This window comes from Mesorhizobium sp. WSM4810 (assembly GCF_055811235.1).
In genome coordinates this window covers 81,595-97,648 of sequence record NZ_JBVVQV010000013.1, presented here as the reverse complement: position 1 = coordinate 97,648, position 16,054 = coordinate 81,595, and the positions used below count along the sequence as shown (strand labels likewise).

The window sequence follows — 16,054 nt, the reverse complement described above, 5'->3', positions numbered from 1 at the left end:
GCGGGAGGTCGTCCATACGACATCGGGCCCAGCGACAGCACACGCCGCCCTTCACCGGACAGGTTCTGACCACAGCCGTCATCAAAGCCCCAGCCAGCCAGCAATAATGTTGCGCTGTATCTCAGAAGTTCCGGAATAGAGTTTGCTGCCGATGGCATCTCGCACGGCACGTTCGACGTCGAATTCGCTCAAGAAACCATAGCCGCCGAAGACCTGGACGACATCGAGCGTGGTGCGAACCAGCGATTCGCTCACAAAGAGCTTCGAAACGGCCGCGTCGAGGGATACGGACTGGGATCGCTCAAGGCCCCACGCCGCCTTGTAGGCGAGCAGTCGGGCCGCCTCCACCTGCATCTTCATGTCGGCAATCTTATGGGCGACCGCCTGGTGCTTGGAGATGGCCTGGCCGGACTGACGTCGGGTGCGCGTATAGTCCACTGCCTTTTCCAGAAGCCGCTCCATGGTGCCTACATGACTGGCGAACAGGCACGCCCGCTCCCAGTCCATGCTATGAGCGAACAGCCTGGAGCCGCCGCCCACTCCACCGAGAATAGCGTCCTTCGAAACAAATACGTTTTCGAAGACAAGCTCCCCGATCGGAGACGTCCGCAGTCCCATTTTTTCGAACTTTTGCGCGACCCGATAGCCGGGCAGCGCACGGTCCACGAGGAAGCTCGTGATGCCGCCGAAATACCCCTTGGCGCGGTCAGTGACAGCAAAGACGACGGCAACATCTGCCACCGGCCCGTTGCTCACGAAGGTCTTCGTGCCGTTGATTAGAAAGCCGTCGCCATGAGGCTCCGCCCGGGTTTGCATCGCAAATGCATCGGAACCCGACTCCGGTTCGCTCATCGCATTGGCTGCGATCAAGGTGCCATCACAGAGCCCCGGAAGATATCGATTCTTCTGCTCTTCAGTGCCGAACTTCCAAATCGGCACCACGCAGGCCAGAAGGTGGGCGCAGATCGAGAAGACCAAGCCGGAATCCTCGCAGCCGTAGCCAAGCGCATCGATTGCAATGGCCGTGGACAGGGAATCGAGACCGGGTCCCCCGTAGGCCTGGGGGACTGGCAGGCCGGTCAGGCCCATCTGAGCGCAAGCCCCCCACAACTCGCGCTGGAATACTTGGTCTCGGTCGCGCTGCCTGATATCTTTATTGAGCTTATCTTGCGCGAAGCGAAGGATCTGGCCACGCAGGATACGCTGCTCCTCGTTCAGCGCGAAATCCACTACTCCATCCTCATCAGATGCTGGTAGTCGATTTTATCTGTCGATGTCTTGGGAAGTAACTGCTGATGCGAGAACCAGTCCGGGGCCATGTAGGCCGGCAAGTTGTGGGCGCAGAACCGCTTCAGCTCGATGAGCGACAGCGCATGGCCGTCGCGCGAGGCATAGAACACCGTTATGGAGACGCCCGACTCCTCCGAGCGAGCGATCGCCGCTACCTCGGAGATCGCTGGATGGCGATAGAGCGCCGTCTCGATCTCACCGAGTTCGATCCGATATCCCCGTCTCTTCACCATCCGGTCGCGTCGACCGCGGAAGGTGTAGACTCCGCCATCGCCTTCGATCACTACATCGCCGGTGCGGTACCAGCGACCGCTTGAATCGACATGAAAAGCGGCGCTTGTTCGCTCAGGCATGTTCCAATAGCCCAGCATCACGGGCGCACCGCTGATTGCGAGCTCGCCTTCCTGGCCTCGCGGCACGTTGCGACCATTCGCATCGATCACGCGTGCCTTTACATGCGAGCAGGCGCGCCCGATCGGAAACGGCGCCGAGCGGTCTTCGGCGATCGTCTGCGGGATTTCGTAGTAGGTACAAACGTTGGTTTCGGTTGGGCCATAGAGATTCAGGTAGCGTGCACGTGGGACCACGGCCTTTAGCCTGCGCAGATGCTTGACCGGAAAAACCTCGCCGGCAAATAGAATGAACCGAAGAGCGTGGTCGTCACGAGCATCAAGGCTGCCGTGCTCGACCAGAAGCGTGAGTACGGAGGGCGTGGAATACCAGACGGTCAATCGCCGCTCGGCGATAACCGACGCCATGCGAAGCGGATTCTTGCCGAGCTCCTCACCGATCAGGAATACGGTCGCGCCGTGCTTCAGCGGTACGAAGACGTCGAGGATAGACAGGTCGAAGTGGAAGGGCGCATGGGAGGAAAAGCGGTCATTCTCGTCAGGGGCGAGGATCTCGGAGCACCAGTCCACGTAGCTCGAGCCATTGCGATGCGTCAGCATCACGCCCTTCGGCTGGCCGGTCGAACCCGAAGTGTAAAGCACGTAAGCGAGGTTGTCCGGGTCCGGCCGCGCCGATTCGTCCTCCACCGCCAAGTCGCCGGCCTCTACGCCAGCCTGGTACGCCGCGAGCGGCGAGGCACCGTCGGACCAGTCGAGCGGCAAGAGACAAGGTTCCGCAGCCAAGCGCGCCAACTCACAGCGCAAAGTTTCGGCTCGGGACGCCTCCACGAAAATCGCGCGCACGCCGCAGTCGTTAAATATGAACGCGTTACGCGCGGGCGGTGCCAGAGTGTCGACGGGCACATAGGCCGCGCCCACCTTTAAGATGCCGAACAGAACAGCGAGCGAGGCGATCGATTTTGGAAGGCAAATGCCGACGCGGTCCCCCAGCCGGACGCCGATCCGACGCAGATGGTCGCGGACTTGGTCCGACAGCGCGTCGAGCTCGCCGTAGGTGATCTGTCGTCCGGAGCTCGCCTCGACTGCGGCGCACGTCCCGGGATACCGCCTCGCGCTCTGTTCCAGGTACTCGTGCAAGATAGCGACCGGCATGACGGGCTCTACGTGCACGCCTGCTTCGATTGCACGAAATTGGCAATATGGGCGATGGAGTTCAGGTTCTCCGGCACGAGTTCGTCGGGGGCGATTTCGATGCCGCAGGACTTTTCCAGGTACGTAACGAGCTTAAGCGTCGCAAGCGAGTCGAGAATGCCGCCAGTTATAAGCTCCGTTGAATCCGTCAGATTCTCCGGCCTTTCACCGGGCAGGAACTCCTTCAATATGAAATCCCTGGTCATCGTCCTGATCTGGATCGTGTTCATTGTCCCTCCTTTCGTGGAGCAGCCGCAAGGTTCAGGGGAATTAGATCCCGGTGTTGCCGCAGCACCTCGTAAAGCTTGTCGGCGATAAGCCGATGGCCGGCGGCGTTTGGGTGATCATCCCAAGGTGCTACAAGAAGGGTCCGCCAGTCGTACCCGTCATACACATCGGAAAGATCGAGAACGTCGAATCCAGCCTCGGCAGCGAGGCGCCTCTCCACCTCGGGACTGGTCCTCTCGTCTACCCTGGGCAGATATATCCAAAAGGCCCCGACACCTTCTCGCTTCGCAGTTTCCACGATTCGAGAATAGATCGCACGCAGAAGTCTCTCTCCGTAGGGCGTGAGCTTTCTTTTGAGCACCTCGGGGTCGGCCCTGTGATCTATCCCGCTCTCGCGTACAATGTCGCGCACGAAGTCGTAGCGATATGCGGAGCCATTCTGCATTGCTATGATGAGGTGGTCTAGCATTCGCGTAATAAGCGCGCTGTGCTCGAAGTAAAAGATGTAGTTTGGTTTGAATGCAATCACCCGGTCCTCGATGATGGCTAGCATGTCCACAGAAGTATAAGCCCCAACGCCAAAGTTCAGCACGTCGTAGTGTGGATACCCGCTGTCGGCCGCCTGCTCATTCATCCGCTGCTCCAACAAGCCTTCGAAGGTCTCGTCATCTGCGACGCCCGCGCCGAAGATGATCGAAGCGCCGACGACTGCAATTCGCAGGGTGCCGGGAGAAGGAAGCTTTTCGTAGTCCTGGTCTCGCATGCCCCAGCGGTTGATGTGGACCCGGTGTCCCCTATATTCTGCTTGGGAGAGTGGACGCAGATAGATCGAAGGAAGCGCACCCGTAAACTCAATCAGCGGCGTCTTGTGTAAATTGACCCATCGCTCGTCTCGTCGTTGGCCGTAGACAATCCACAGTTCTGGGTTAAAAGCGCTGACATTGACGAGATTCTCGTAGTAGCCGCGCTCCAGGTTCTCGTTGTCGCGGCTATTGAGGTTCGGCGCTCTAATGTCGGCCATTGCGGTACTCACAGTCTCGCCGAGGCGATCGCGAAACCCGGGGAGCGAGATGCAAACCGCGATCAACCCGCAGACACCGACCGACGCAACCGACCGCCGAAAACTGTATTGGCGGTCGGCGGCGCCCCGCGCGAGCGCAAGGGCAGGAATGCCAATGATAGCTGCTATCGTGAGCAGCACGATGGCGGGCGTTGTTTTGCCAGGGCCTTCCACACCCACGGTTTCGAAGACCGAGAACCATTGCGGGACCGAGCTCGCGCTCCAAAACGACCAAAGGAGCGAGATGACGACGAACACGCCGATGGTCCGGCCAGCAGTTTGCAGCGCACCGTTCCAGCTTAATGCCCCGCCACGCAGGCGCCGCGTGCGACCGTGCCGCATTTCATAGTGGGCGTTGATCGTCACAAGCACGGCCAGGATCATCCAGAAGAGGAAGTCGTTCCAGGTGAATACCCAGGTGCCACGTAACCAGAACCACTGATAGTTGTGCAGCAGCCAAGTCGCGAGGAACGCGAGGAGGGTCGCGCTGACCAGCGCTACGCTCTCTCCCCAGCGTCGAAAACGAAAATACAATGGATAGTACACAATTTTCATTATGAAATCCTTCCAGTATATATTTATTCTACGCCAGAAATCTGTGAAACTTGAGGAAAGAAAGTACAAATTGTGGGTTTCTGGAAGGTTGAATCCAAATAAATGCAAAATCCCGGTGATTATGTGAAAAGTTCCTGAAACCTTCAGATAAAGTAAAAATGGCCATATGATAAATTGCAAAAGCTCAATCTGATTGTGTACATCCGCAGCATCGATCACAAACCGCTGGTACACGATACGGTAGCATATTAAATGGATAGCGCCGCGAAACATCCACTCAACACCTGTTTGATAGATATAATGCCGGTCAGCATTGTAGTAGCTGCTACGGAAAGTTCTAAAATCTACGACCGGAAAGAGCGGGAAGCACACGTTCGGCAACATGAAAAAATAGGCGAGACGTTCCGAAACCGTCGCCATCCTCTGGTCACGCCGCATTTCGTACGCATAGACAATGAGACGGAACATGAACATTGAAGCGAGCACGGGCCAGACGGCGCGCGTCCACGGGATCGCAATCCAGTCCATTCGTGCGGCGGCGAGCCCGCAGCCGGCGCCAACCAGCGCCAGCACTCTCCATCCAAAAGTGATCGGTAGGTGGACAATTCCGATCAGTACGAGCCCAATGGCGACGATCCAGGCGGCATCGATGAGGCCCTCAAATCTCCAGTGGTGCCAGTTGGGCCCAAGGTTCGCGAAAACTGCGGCGATAGCCGCGAACGAGAGCAGCACGAAAAACGGCAGCCGGTAACGCTGTGGCAGGAAGTAGTGCACGCACCAGCCGGCGAGGGCAACGAGCAGGACGCGGACAAGCGCAGTAGTCTCGAGCCTGAGGAGATAGACCAGCGCGATGAAGAGGGCCATCTCGCCGGCTATGGCGAACCAAGCCAGGATGCTTCTCGACTCAGTCCCCGTAGGATCCGCCGACCAGGGAAGAGACAATGTCTTGATCGAATGCACGCTCGCGCGCCGCAACCAGCTGCCAGCGGACATCGACAAGAAGTAGCTTCTGGGCACGCGAAAGATCCGCAAGCTGCTGGTCCCCTCCCATGGCTCCCATCACTGACGGGTAAAGCGCCCGGTCCTTAGAGCGTTGCCTTGACTTCTTTGAACGAGTCCGGTTCCGCGCAAACGCAGAAGTACGTAAGTATATCAGAGAAAAATCGCTCCGCTGTGCCCGGGGTAACAGCGACCCGTCTCTAAGACGCTTAAATCCAACAAGCTAAATCTGACCGATTGGAAGCCGATTCCGAATGGGATCGATCCGCGCCGCGAGCCGAACGCCGATGGCAGCCGACGCTCTATTTGCGTTGGCCATCTTAATCCGGAACGCTCGAGCACATGGTCGACGAGTTCGCGGCACTTCCCGCCGAGGCAGAGGCGCAACTCACCATCCTGGGCGATGGCCAATGCCGCGCCACTCTCGCCCGGTCGGGCCTTTCCAGCAGGGTCACTTTCGCTGGCGCGGTCGAAAATGTCTTTCCATTCCTGTGGGAGGCTGAATTCTATCGTTCGACCTCGGTGTCGGAAGGTCGTTAAATACATGTCGCCCTGCAGGGCGGGGCGCGAGGCTTTTCACAGTCCATATCAAACCTGGCCATTGTCACGTCAGACACAAGGGCCTGGCGAGGAAGCAATCAACGAAACCAGATTTATGTCGATGGTGCGCTGTTCCTAATGCATTCCTGTTGGCCGCGGAGGCACTTCGGCTCGTGGCTTGCCCACTCAATCTTGCGGTCGATGGTCGAGTTGAACGGGAAATTCGTGACGTAGGTCGAATTCGAGCAGGCGAGAGATTGATTGCATGCGTCGCCCTCGGCCCTATGGCAGGTACTGCCATCAGATTTGCCAGGTCGCCGCGCAGGCCGATTGATGAGTGGTCTCGTTTGTAACCGAGGAGTAAGTCTCCGCTGGCGCTTGCAGAGCGATCGAACCAAGTTAGCCTCTCGGGGAAGGGACAATGTCTTGATCGACTGCCCGCTCGCGCGTCTCAACCAGCTGCCGCCGCACATCGATAATAAGTAACGTGGAGCACGCGAAAATCCGCAAGCTGCGGATCCGGCCCCTCCCATAGCTCCTGTCCCCTGACGGGTAAAGCGCCTGGTCCCTTAAAGCGTTGCCTCCACTACTTTTTAACGAGTCCGGTTCCGATCCGATTTCGTAAAACGCGATAAGGCAGAAGTATTGGTACAAGGTATACCACAAAATAATCACTCCGCTGTGCCCGGGGTAACAGCGGCAGTTCTCTGAGACGTTTACATCCAACAAGTTAGATCTGATCGACTGGAAGCCGTTGGAATAACCCTCCTTACGGACTGCATGTGTCATGGCCCAAGAAGGACACTTAGGATTCGGGGTTCATCTCACGGCATGCACCCACCGAGGCGTGGCATGTTACTCCAATGCAGTAGCACCGATATCGGGGAGCATGGACCAAAAGCGCGGCTGGGCATGGGAACGCACCCAACGGATAAATTCAGCGCGATCGGTGCAGCGATATGAAAGTACAGGACGCGGAAGGCAAGATTGACTTGGGGCGTCGACTGCGTATCGCTCATGTCATCACCCGTCTCATCAATGGCGGTGCTGATGAGAATACTGTCCATTCCTGCAATTGGGCCGCGCAAGGGGGGCATGATGTTGCCCTGCTACATGGCGAGACGGTCCAGCCGGAAATCAGAGCTAAAGTGGACCCGCGGGTGGAACTCATTGGGGTCCCGGGCTTGACCCGATCCATTTCGCCTGTCTCCGACGTGAAGGCATTGTTGGCGCTTACGCGGACGTTCCGCGCCTTGCATGCCGACATCGTGCATACGCACACCAGCAAGGCAGGCATTCTCGGGCGGCTCGCCGCATGGGCGGCGGGAGTTCCAGCGATCGTTCATGGCGTGCATATCGTGCCTTTTGTCAATGTCGGCGTCGCCGAGCGGTTTGCTTATCTCGCCTTGGAAAAGCTGGCAGCGCCAGTCACCAGTGCGTTCATCAGTGTGAGCGAGGGCATCCGCGACTTATGCTTGAGCGCGGGAGTGGGACATCCAGACAAACATTATGTCGTCCATTCCGGATTCGATCTCGATCGTTTTCGCAACGCCGGTCCGCCCGACGGTTGGCGCGATTTGTTGCGCTTGACCCCGGACGCGCCGCGCCCGTCCGTGCTCTTGATGATCGCGGCTTTCGAGCCACGCAAGCGACACGCGGAATTTCTGGACGCTTTCAACAAAGTCGCCGTCCGGTTACCCGACGCGGTGCTTGTGCTCGCGGGCGACGGGCCGCTTCGCTCGACCGTGGAATCGCAGGCTAGGCGGCTTGGGCTCGAGCGACAAGTGGTCTTTACCGGTTATCGGGACGACCCCGAGCGGCTGATCGCGCTCGCGGATCTCTGCCTGCTCTGTTCCATGCGGGAGGGATTGCCCCGCGTGGTCATGCAATATCTCGCCGGTGGCAAGCCCTGCGTCGCTTGCGATCTGCCAGGTCTTCGCGAAGTGCTCCGCCCTGGTATCAACGGTGTGATTACACCCGCGGATGATTTGGCAGCGATGGCCGACGCCATTGCCGCCCTCCTGGAGGATCGTGCAAGACTGGCCTGCCTCGCCCAAAGTGCCGCGGCGACGGATCTTTCGAACTGGGACGTCAAGCTGATGGGCAAGCGGACCGATGCCATTTACCGCGCGGCTCTTAACCATCATCGGGCAAGCACGGGAGTATCAACAACACCTCCTGTCCGAAATGTGGCTCTTCCGCGATGAACGGGTGCAGCCTATGTGTTTGACGGTGATCGGGCAGCTTGCCGGATTGATTAGCGGTGCAAACTTTGCCGATTTCGGGGATGAGGTGGAGTGCGTCGATCTGGACGACAAGGGGATCGATGCGCTGAAAGGCAGTGAGATGCCAAAGAGGCATCTTCTTTTTTGCGCATGGGACGGGGTTGTAATCTTGGTGGCCGCCTTGGCTCCAGGAACGCTATCCGGCGGACTGATATGATTGCAGCAAAAATCCCCTCCGCTTATCCGATGAAGACCCCGCGAGCCGAAGCTCTTCCCAGCATACGTGTTCTGCTCGTGCTTCCAACCTATTTTCCTGAGTCATATGGCGGCGGCGAACAACAGGCGCGGCGATTTGCTCGGGCGCTGGTTGAAAGCGGCGTTTCCGCAACCATTCTGGCACCCAGACTGTGGCACTCGACCCCGAAACGGTCCGCCATCGACGGGGTGCCTATCCATCGCCTTCGTTTGCGCGCGGCTCCGTATTTGGGCGGGCGGCATATGCTGTCGTTCCTGTCGTGGTGTGTCCAGGTTTTGATCTGGATGCTGCGCCGTCGCGACGAATTCGATGTCGTACATATCATCCATGCCCGACTTCACGCTGTTCCGGCGGCATTGGCAGGAGCCCTCCTGCGCAAACCGGTTCTCGCAAAATTGGCCCGGGGCGGACGGTGTTTCGATCTCGACGTTGTGCGTGAAAAGAAGATCATCGGTCGCTGGGCGTCCGCCTCGATTAAACGTCGCGTCACGGCCTTCATCGCCAATAGCCGCCAAATCGCTGGTGATCTGAAGAGACATGGCATCGGCGCGGATCGCATTCATATGATTCCGAATGGGATCGATCTGCCCCGCAAGCCGCGCCGCGAGCCGAGCGCCGATGGCAGCCAACGCTTTATCTGCCTTGGCCGTCTCGATCCGGAAAAATGCGTCGAGCACATGATCGATGCGTTCGCGGCACTTCCCGCCGACGCAAAGGCGCAACTCACCATCCTGGGCGATGGCCAGTGCCGCGCCGCGCTCGAGGAACAGGCGGCCCGGTTGGGCCTGTCCGGCAAGGTCACATTCGCCGGGGCGGTCGAAGATGTGTTTCCCTTTCTGTGGGAGGCTGATTTCTATCTTTCCACCTCGGCGTCGGAAGGCATGTCAAACGCCCTGCTCGAGGCCATGAGCTGCGGCGTGGTCCCAATCATCACCGATGTCAGCGGTGCGTCCGACATTGTGGAACATGAGCGCAGCGGCTTTCTGGCCCGCTCGCATGCCGAGTTTTCCGGGCTTCTTCGTCGCGCGCTCGGCCTATCGGAAGCCGAGCGCTATGAGATGGCGCAGCACGCAGTACAGACAATCGCCGCGCGGTTCAGCATGGAGAGCGTCGCCCTGCTCCAAATGGAGCTATACTCCACTCTCATGCGGCAGCATGTGACGTCTGAGAGTAACATGCTCGGTACAAAGAGGAGATTCGTCTGGTAGCTGCTTTTGCCAGGCGAGGATCTAATGCACAGACGCTCATATTTGGCCAGTGGACGGAAAGCAGAAAGGGCGGTTTACTCCGTCCTAGTGCGGCGTCGCTTGAATGCTGCCGGTGGCGAGTTGGTCGAGGCGGCTCCCGGCAGAAATGCAGTCAAGCAGAGGCTCTTCGTACGGAAGGGGGATGTATTGGCGACAACCTTCATCAAGCTGGAATGGCAGGGTCATCGATGGCGCCAACAGGATTATATTCATGGCTGAATCAGCAAACGACGGCGGAGACGCTACCGGTGACCCAAACGGCGTATCGTGCATGGCAAACACTGAGGACAGCAACTCGACAACTAAACCGCGCAAACTGACAGAGCGCATGCTGAAGGGCGCTGCTTGGTCCGGCGTAACCTCGATCGCGCGCCTGGGACTGAAATTCATTTCGGTTGCGATATTGGCGCGGCTGCTTTCGCCGCGGGATTACGGCGTCGTCGGCGGCGCACTCATCGCCGTGGAGCTTGCGGCGATGCTCTATGGTTTGGGCCTGGCCCAGGCGCTCATCCAGCGCAAGGTCGTCGAGCGAGATCACATAGCAACTGCGCTCGGTGTCTCTCTTACTCTATCTTGCGTGATCGGTGCCGCCTTGTGGCTCGCAGCGCCGTTTGTCGCAGCGTTGATGCGTATCGAAGCTCTAACCGATGTCGTGAAACTGCTCGCATTCACGACCCCGCTGGGTGCCTTCAACTTGATCTGCGAGGCGCTCCTTGTGCGCAACATGAGGATAAGGGCGGTTTCTCTCCGCCCGCTCTTCAGCTTCTCCGTAGCGGGCTTCGTCGTTGCTGTTCCCATGGCGTTCGCCGGATTCGGCTATTGGTCGCTCGTCGCCATGCAGATTGCAGAAGTGTCTGTTGGTGCGCTTGCCTTCGGAGTTGCTGCTCGCAAGCTTCTCGTGCTGCCCGGCTTTTCAGCTCGAGCGTTTCGCGAATTGTGGCCGATGAGCCTTGGGTTCTCGCTCACGCAGCCCTTCGGATACCTGGTGAACAATACCCCCAAGTTTCTTATCGCACGGCTCATGGGCGCCGAGGCGCTCGGTCTTTTCACGCGCGCGGCTTTCCTCAGCGAGAATGCAGGGCATCTCTTCAACGGCATCGTCCGAATTGTTGCATTTCCTGCCATGGCTCAGCTTCAGAATGACCGAGAACGCCTGCGCAGCGGATACTTGAAGGGCCTATCTTTAACGGCTCTGGCCACCATCCCGACCAGTGCATTTTCTATCGTTTTCGCGCAAGAGCTTGTCGACATTATGCTTGGTACACGATGGGACGAGGCCGTCTTGCCCTTTGCCCTTCTTGCGACCAGCCTATATTTTCGACTTGGTAACAGGGTTAGTTACGCAGTCCTTCAGGCGCTGGGGCAGCCCTATCTCATCATCAAGAATAACTGCGCTGTCGTTGCTATACTCGCACTCGGCATCCTGACGACTTCCGATCATGGCCTCGCCAGCATTTGCACGGTGGTGCTACTGGCTTTCGGCGCTGCTTTTGTGATCACCGTCCGACTCGTCTCCAGAGTTATGGAAATGAGTATCGGTGCTATTCTTAGGGCTCACGTTATGCCAATGTCTCTCGCCGTGGTGGTTGTTGCCATCGGCGTAGGTACAAAGGCTATGCTTGTTGGGCAGTCGAGCATTGTCATTGTCGCAATCAGCGCTCTTGCTGTTGTGAACTCAGTGCTCGCGCTACTCTACTTCTTGCCAGAGAAAACTTTGGTGTGGTTTGATGTAGAAGGAGTTCGAACGCTTCCGTCGCTAAGGTTTGCTTTTCGCCAGTTGGCTCGTTATTACATGTGATCGGGACTAATATGAGACCTCGTGTTTTTCTTATAACGCGTCTTCATACGCAAAATGCGGGCAATGAGGGAATCTCTACAGAGTTCATACGGTACGTAACATCCCGTTTTCCTGCTGCGGATGTTCGAGCTATTGATCGTTACCCACGCTTTTTCGAACAATTTGATCTGAGGGGCATCGGTGGAGGTTCGATCAAGGAGTTTGACGCACTAGCTCACGCGCTGACATTGCGATTTCGCAGGGAGGACGCGCCTTTGCCAGCGAAAGCTGAGTTAAATTTGGTCAAGCTTGACGAGACGGGAAAGGAGCTTCGTGGTCCCTTCCGAAGAGTAAAGCATAAGCTGGCATTGCGTAGGAAATTGGCCGGCATGGGACTAATCGAGAGATCAGTTCCTGTAACCGCTGTGACAGCTTGTTGTACTTCTGATTTAGTCGTTTGGAATCCCGCAGGGGAAATTTGTCCAACCGGCGATCCTCATCAAGTGATGCGGTTGCTTCTGTTGCTTCGAATCGCTCAGTTAAGCGGAAAGAAGACTGTCGCAATCAACCACAACCCCGAGATCGGGAACAATGCTCTCGGTGCCTTGATTGCTCACGTATACAAGAACCTGTGCTATTTGAGCGTGCGCGACGCAAAATCGGTTGAAGTTGCGATAGATCTTGGCGTGCGCAATTCGATTATTCATGAGGCACCGGATATGGTGTTTCTGGCCTCACAGATATCGGTGCCGGAGGCTGCAAGCGCCATACCCCGCGGGGCGATCGGGCTTGCAGTTAATGGCTTGGTGGCTATGCAGGGCGTGGATGAATGGGCGCGTCTGGCAGAAGGTCTGAATAAGGTCGGGCGTCCCATCGTTCTTGTGTCGAATGCAATCCATCGCGATTTGGCTTTCGCCAGACGCTTGAGTCGGATGATCGATAAATCCACGGTCATCAACTACCAGCCTCGAAATCAGCAGCTTCGGTCCATATACCGAAAATGCGATGCCGTCATCAGCAGCCGCCTGCATGCTTCGATTTTGGCGCTTTGCGAGGGTGTCCCGGTCGTTAGCATCGAACCGTCGGTCTTCAAAGTATCAGCGATCTTTCGCCAATTTGATTATCCGCTCGAAACTGAAAGATTGCAGCAGGCTGGTTGGTCTGATCGGGTCCTTGCCAAGCTAGCACGGTGTCTATCGGAGGAGCGATCTTCGATTTCGTCGGCTGGTGCAAACGCAATTTCCCAACAGCTGAGAAGGATAGAAGTGGCGTACGCACCGTTCCTTGCGCTTGCATAGGTTGGGCGCGTGTCCACCTGTTGTCGGGCACCTATGCAGGTGATCGGCGAGAAGACCTGAGTGAGCGCTCTTTTGCCTCGGCGCCGGCGTCTTGTAGTTGGATCGGAGCTGGTGTCAGCCCGCGAGTTTATTGCTTGAGTTCTCGGGCGCCCCCAGGGCATTAGCTCGTCGAGACTCGAGGTGGCCAGAGGTTGACGAACTTGGTGAGTACGTCGGCGAGGTAGGCTCGTGGATCGCCGCCTTCCAATTTCCAGGTTTCGATCAGCGACGCGATGCGGGCTCTCCGATACAATCCGCAGCTTCGCTCCAATCGACCAACGGCGACGGCATCCAGTCTCGACCTCCAGCCGCCCAGCATGCTCACTTTGCGTTCTCTAAACTCAGCGCTCGGCGATGACAAGGCGCCCTCACCGTGCGAATACAAAGATCTTCCTCTCAGCTTCTCGATGTGACTCTGAGATGCGCGAATTTGCACCACCACCTGCTCGCAGGCTCGGCAGGCATATTTGGGACGGCGCGTCACCATCGCCCGGTACTGCGCCGGGATCACCTCGAGCCCCTGCAAGGTTTCCTCGCCGATCACATGCCTACTTAAGGCGTTGCGCACGGTCGTTTCCAATCCTGTGTGACAGGAAAAACCAAGTTAGAAAACACCTTTGAGGCGGTCACGCAGTGACTAGCAGAAGTCTTTCCGAATAGCTTCGTTCGCGGGATCGGGAGGCTTTTTACCGATGACATCGCGCAGTCGGGCGCAGGTCGGTTCTGTAATGAGAACAATATTCATCTTAATGCAATGTAGGCGAGTTGCAGCTCTGGTTTGTCACGGGTCTGAGTCGCGCTGGCGATATAAGCTTTTCCGTTGGCATTCTTCTTGTTATAGTACTTTGCCGATGTGGTCATCCCGAATTCAAGCGCGTTGTATATTCAACATCGATCTTCGTCCTCTAAGATTGAAGGAGTCTTCTACGTGGTGATAGCAATCATATACTAAATCAACCGTAAGCGGGGCGACGCAGTAAGACCACGGTCGACGAATAGGGTCGAAAGAGCCAGAAGTATCTATGATAGCGAGCCTTGAAACGCTCAAAGTCCGCAAGAAGGAGATACGGAAAACTTAGAACATGCCGGGTAAGCAGCCGGATCAGCTCCGGTAATGTATGCTGGCTCAGAAGATCGTCCAGATAGGTGCTGTCCGAAACGACGGCCTCTTGCAGGCAGGTGAAATCAGGAAAGAGGCGACGGATTTCGTCGGGGGCTGGCCGGTAGAGCGTATCGATGGGGTCGAGGTGATAGGGGTAGCTGTACGGGCCGGTGACCAGCAGGAGACCCTCAGGCTCCACGATACTGGCGCAGGCATCGGCAAATGCGCCCGGATCAACCAGATGCTCGAGTAGGTTGCAGCACATGACGAGCCTGGGATGGAGCGCCCTCAGTTGCTCCTGGAAGGCCAGATCCAGTACATCTCCAATCAAGTCCACTCCCTCCTCTTCCTTCATATCGATATTGAGGACACGTACCCCGCGCTCGCGAAGCGGCCGAAACACGAGTAGGTCGACGTGGGGCTGTTCCACCGTCCGGAAGTGGGCGGTCGAGGAGCCGATATTCAGGCAGGGATTTATTGCTTCGCTCGGAAGCGAAGCCAAGATCGTCTGAACGTGCTTGGCTTCATTCGGACGCATCGGCGAGCATTCCCCATCCGCTAGTTACAGTGTGCGAGGGCCTGTCGCCACAGGCCCGCATCGTTAGCACCGTTCGCCTCGTCGTTTGCTCCACCCTCTGCGAATTCAGGGGCCCGGGCTGCTCCACCGAACCTCGTACAAGGACTCCATGACGCCGGAGCCGTACCTGTTGAAGTCCTTCAGGTCGTCGCTCGTCAATCGCTCGATCGCAGCAGCATTAATGTTCTCAGCCAGGAGTGACGCCCAGTAGCTTTTGTCCACTATGCGCATGGTGCGACTTGCAGACGCGGCGGCCTCCTGACCGGGCCCATAGCTCTTTGGCTTGTGAATATAGGCGTCCTCACGGGGCCGCGGCAGCGCCAGGCGCCCGTACAGGCGATCCAGAAAGCGGAGAGGATGGGCAACCATATCCTCGAACCTGACAAGCAAGTAGTTGTCTCTGGCAGCCTGTTCCTCAAGCATCTTGCCGGCAATGTGGCTGTAGACTCGACCCGCCATCATGGCCGGCACCCCTCGGCGGTTCCATGAATCGCAAAGGCCGTAGCCGTTCCTCACCAGCCCGACGAAGATCGTCTCTTCGAACTGCTTCTCGATTTCAGAGTTCAGGAAGATGTCGTACTCAGTCACCTTGAAGAGGACGTGGCGCGCGAGCGCGAGATCGAGCCCCCTTTCCTTCCGCAGCTGGTAGTCAGCGGCGATCGACGCTTGGATGCTTCTTTCCAGACGCTTCTGAAATCGCTTCGCGTAGAACACTGATCTGGAGGCCAGCTTGCCCGCCCGGACTCCCAGACGCCGATAGACCTTTGGGGGAAGATTCCAGCCGCCGTTGTAGTAGAACTGCCAAAACTCATCGAAGGTCATGAGGACGCCGGGCGAAGAGCCGATCATATTCGCCAGAATGTTCGACCCGCCGCGGCCGAAGGAATTTATGACAATGGCTCGATCCATTCTGGGGTCCAGGGATTGCGGTTCGGTGCGCTATTGACCTGTCTGAGTGTACTGGGCGATAGTATTTCCTAACCCTCGCGTCGTAAAGGCTCGTGTCACTGTACCCGTAGCGCGCGTGTTTTTGGTTGTCGACCATCGTCAGGAGCGCGCCCGCTTCATCGCCGCGTGCCGGACAGCACTGCAAGCGCTACTCGTACCACACGAAAACGCATGGGAAATCCGATTTCTGAAAGGAGGTACTAGGACGGGCGAAGTTCATCACATTGAACTCGCGGGAGACAACCTGACCAAGTGGGTTCCGGCGCGCGGATAGACCTTCGGAACAAGCTAAGCTCCTTGTAGCAGAATTGCCAGAACTTGTCTGCGGCCATCTTATTTCGAGAGAGAGGCAGCGATCATGTTGACCGGTAT

The 16,054-nt window shown here is 57.5% G+C and carries 12 protein-coding genes and 1 pseudogene; 6 read left to right on the top strand and 7 right to left on the bottom strand.

The window, feature by feature from the left end; all coding sequences use genetic code 11:
* Positions 1–81: 81 nt before the first annotated feature.
* The 4 genes from AC0L3O_RS19610 to AC0L3O_RS19595 are packed head-to-tail and all read right to left on the bottom strand — an operon-like array spanning position 82 to position 5,673.
* Complete coding sequence (locus AC0L3O_RS19610) at positions 82–1,230, bottom strand: acyl-CoA dehydrogenase family protein (protein ID WP_473533732.1); 1,149 nt, start codon at positions 1,228–1,230, stop codon at positions 82–84.
* Entirely contained in the window at positions 1,230–2,792 is a 1,563-nt protein-coding gene (locus tag AC0L3O_RS19605) for an amino acid adenylation domain-containing protein (RefSeq protein ID WP_473616337.1), read from the bottom strand. The genes AC0L3O_RS19610 and AC0L3O_RS19605 overlap by 1 nt, the downstream gene beginning before the upstream one ends.
* 8 nt (positions 2,793–2,800) lie before the next feature.
* On the bottom strand, positions 2,801–3,061 hold the full coding sequence (locus AC0L3O_RS19600; protein WP_287177291.1) for an acyl carrier protein: 261 nt from the start codon (positions 3,059–3,061) through the stop codon (positions 2,801–2,803).
* Positions 3,058–5,673 carry an SGNH/GDSL hydrolase family protein gene (locus AC0L3O_RS19595; RefSeq protein WP_473616336.1) on the bottom strand — a complete coding sequence of 872 codons (2,616 nt, stop codon included), beginning with the start codon at positions 5,671–5,673 and terminating at the stop codon, positions 3,058–3,060. Before AC0L3O_RS19595 ends, AC0L3O_RS19600 begins: the two co-directional genes overlap by 4 nt.
* 342 nt (positions 5,674–6,015) lie before the next feature.
* Here AC0L3O_RS19595 and AC0L3O_RS19590 point away from each other — a divergent pair, with 342 nt between their 5' ends.
* From AC0L3O_RS19590 to AC0L3O_RS19565, 6 genes are all read left to right on the top strand, one after another.
* Entirely contained in the window at positions 6,016–6,213 is a 198-nt protein-coding gene (locus AC0L3O_RS19590; protein WP_287177289.1) for a hypothetical protein, read from the top strand.
* Positions 6,214–7,172: 959 nt separating this feature from the next.
* Complete coding sequence (locus AC0L3O_RS19585) at positions 7,173–8,420, top strand: glycosyltransferase (RefSeq protein WP_473533735.1); 1,248 nt, start codon at positions 7,173–7,175, stop codon at positions 8,418–8,420.
* 13 nt (positions 8,421–8,433) lie between these two features.
* On the top strand, positions 8,434–8,655 hold the full coding sequence (locus AC0L3O_RS19580; RefSeq protein ID WP_473616335.1) for a hypothetical protein: 222 nt from the start codon (positions 8,434–8,436) through the stop codon (positions 8,653–8,655).
* Positions 8,652–9,902, top strand: a complete 1,251-nt coding sequence (locus tag AC0L3O_RS19575; protein ID WP_473533737.1) for a glycosyltransferase — start codon at positions 8,652–8,654, stop codon at positions 9,900–9,902. The genes AC0L3O_RS19580 and AC0L3O_RS19575 overlap by 4 nt, the downstream gene beginning before the upstream one ends.
* Before the next feature lie 250 nt (positions 9,903–10,152).
* Positions 10,153–11,739: a lipopolysaccharide biosynthesis protein gene (locus tag AC0L3O_RS19570; RefSeq protein ID WP_473533738.1), complete on the top strand. Its 1,587-nt coding sequence runs from the start codon at positions 10,153–10,155 to the stop codon at positions 11,737–11,739.
* 11 nt (positions 11,740–11,750) lie between these two features.
* On the top strand, positions 11,751–13,016 hold the full coding sequence (locus AC0L3O_RS19565; RefSeq protein WP_473616333.1) for a polysaccharide pyruvyl transferase family protein: 1,266 nt from the start codon (positions 11,751–11,753) through the stop codon (positions 13,014–13,016).
* A gap of 442 nt (positions 13,017–13,458) precedes the next feature.
* Here AC0L3O_RS19565 and AC0L3O_RS19560 read toward each other — a convergent pair.
* From AC0L3O_RS19560 to AC0L3O_RS19550, 3 genes and pseudogenes are all read right to left on the bottom strand, one after another.
* A pseudogene (locus tag AC0L3O_RS19560) lies at positions 13,459–13,602 on the bottom strand (IS66 family transposase zinc-finger binding domain-containing protein); the annotation flags it as partial.
* A gap of 406 nt (positions 13,603–14,008) precedes the next feature.
* Entirely contained in the window at positions 14,009–14,695 is a 687-nt protein-coding gene (locus tag AC0L3O_RS19555; RefSeq protein ID WP_473533740.1) for a class I SAM-dependent methyltransferase, read from the bottom strand.
* A 105-nt stretch (positions 14,696–14,800) separates the two neighbouring features.
* Positions 14,801–15,643, bottom strand: coding sequence for a hypothetical protein (locus AC0L3O_RS19550; protein ID WP_473533741.1), 843 nt, complete (start codon positions 15,641–15,643; stop codon positions 14,801–14,803).
* Between the last annotated feature and the right edge of the window lie 411 nt (positions 15,644–16,054).

Coding starts and splice junctions, on each gene's coding strand:
- AC0L3O_RS19590 (WP_287177289.1), top strand. CDS start 6,016: ATGGTCGACGAGTTCGCGGCACTTCCCGCCGAGGCAGAGGCGCAACTC.
- AC0L3O_RS19550 (WP_473533741.1), bottom strand. CDS start 15,643: ATGGATCGAGCCATTGTCATAAATTCCTTCGGCCGCGGCGGGTCGAAC.
- AC0L3O_RS19600 (WP_287177291.1), bottom strand. CDS start 3,061: ATGAACACGATCCAGATCAGGACGATGACCAGGGATTTCATATTGAAG.
- AC0L3O_RS19580 (WP_473616335.1), top strand. CDS start 8,434: ATGTGTTTGACGGTGATCGGGCAGCTTGCCGGATTGATTAGCGGTGCA.
- AC0L3O_RS19575 (WP_473533737.1), top strand. CDS start 8,652: ATGATTGCAGCAAAAATCCCCTCCGCTTATCCGATGAAGACCCCGCGA.
- AC0L3O_RS19565 (WP_473616333.1), top strand. CDS start 11,751: ATGAGACCTCGTGTTTTTCTTATAACGCGTCTTCATACGCAAAATGCG.
- AC0L3O_RS19585 (WP_473533735.1), top strand. CDS start 7,173: ATGAAAGTACAGGACGCGGAAGGCAAGATTGACTTGGGGCGTCGACTG.
- AC0L3O_RS19555 (WP_473533740.1), bottom strand. CDS start 14,695: ATGCGTCCGAATGAAGCCAAGCACGTTCAGACGATCTTGGCTTCGCTT.
- AC0L3O_RS19605 (WP_473616337.1), bottom strand. CDS start 2,792: ATGCCGGTCGCTATCTTGCACGAGTACCTGGAACAGAGCGCGAGGCGG.
- AC0L3O_RS19570 (WP_473533738.1), top strand. CDS start 10,153: ATGGCTGAATCAGCAAACGACGGCGGAGACGCTACCGGTGACCCAAAC.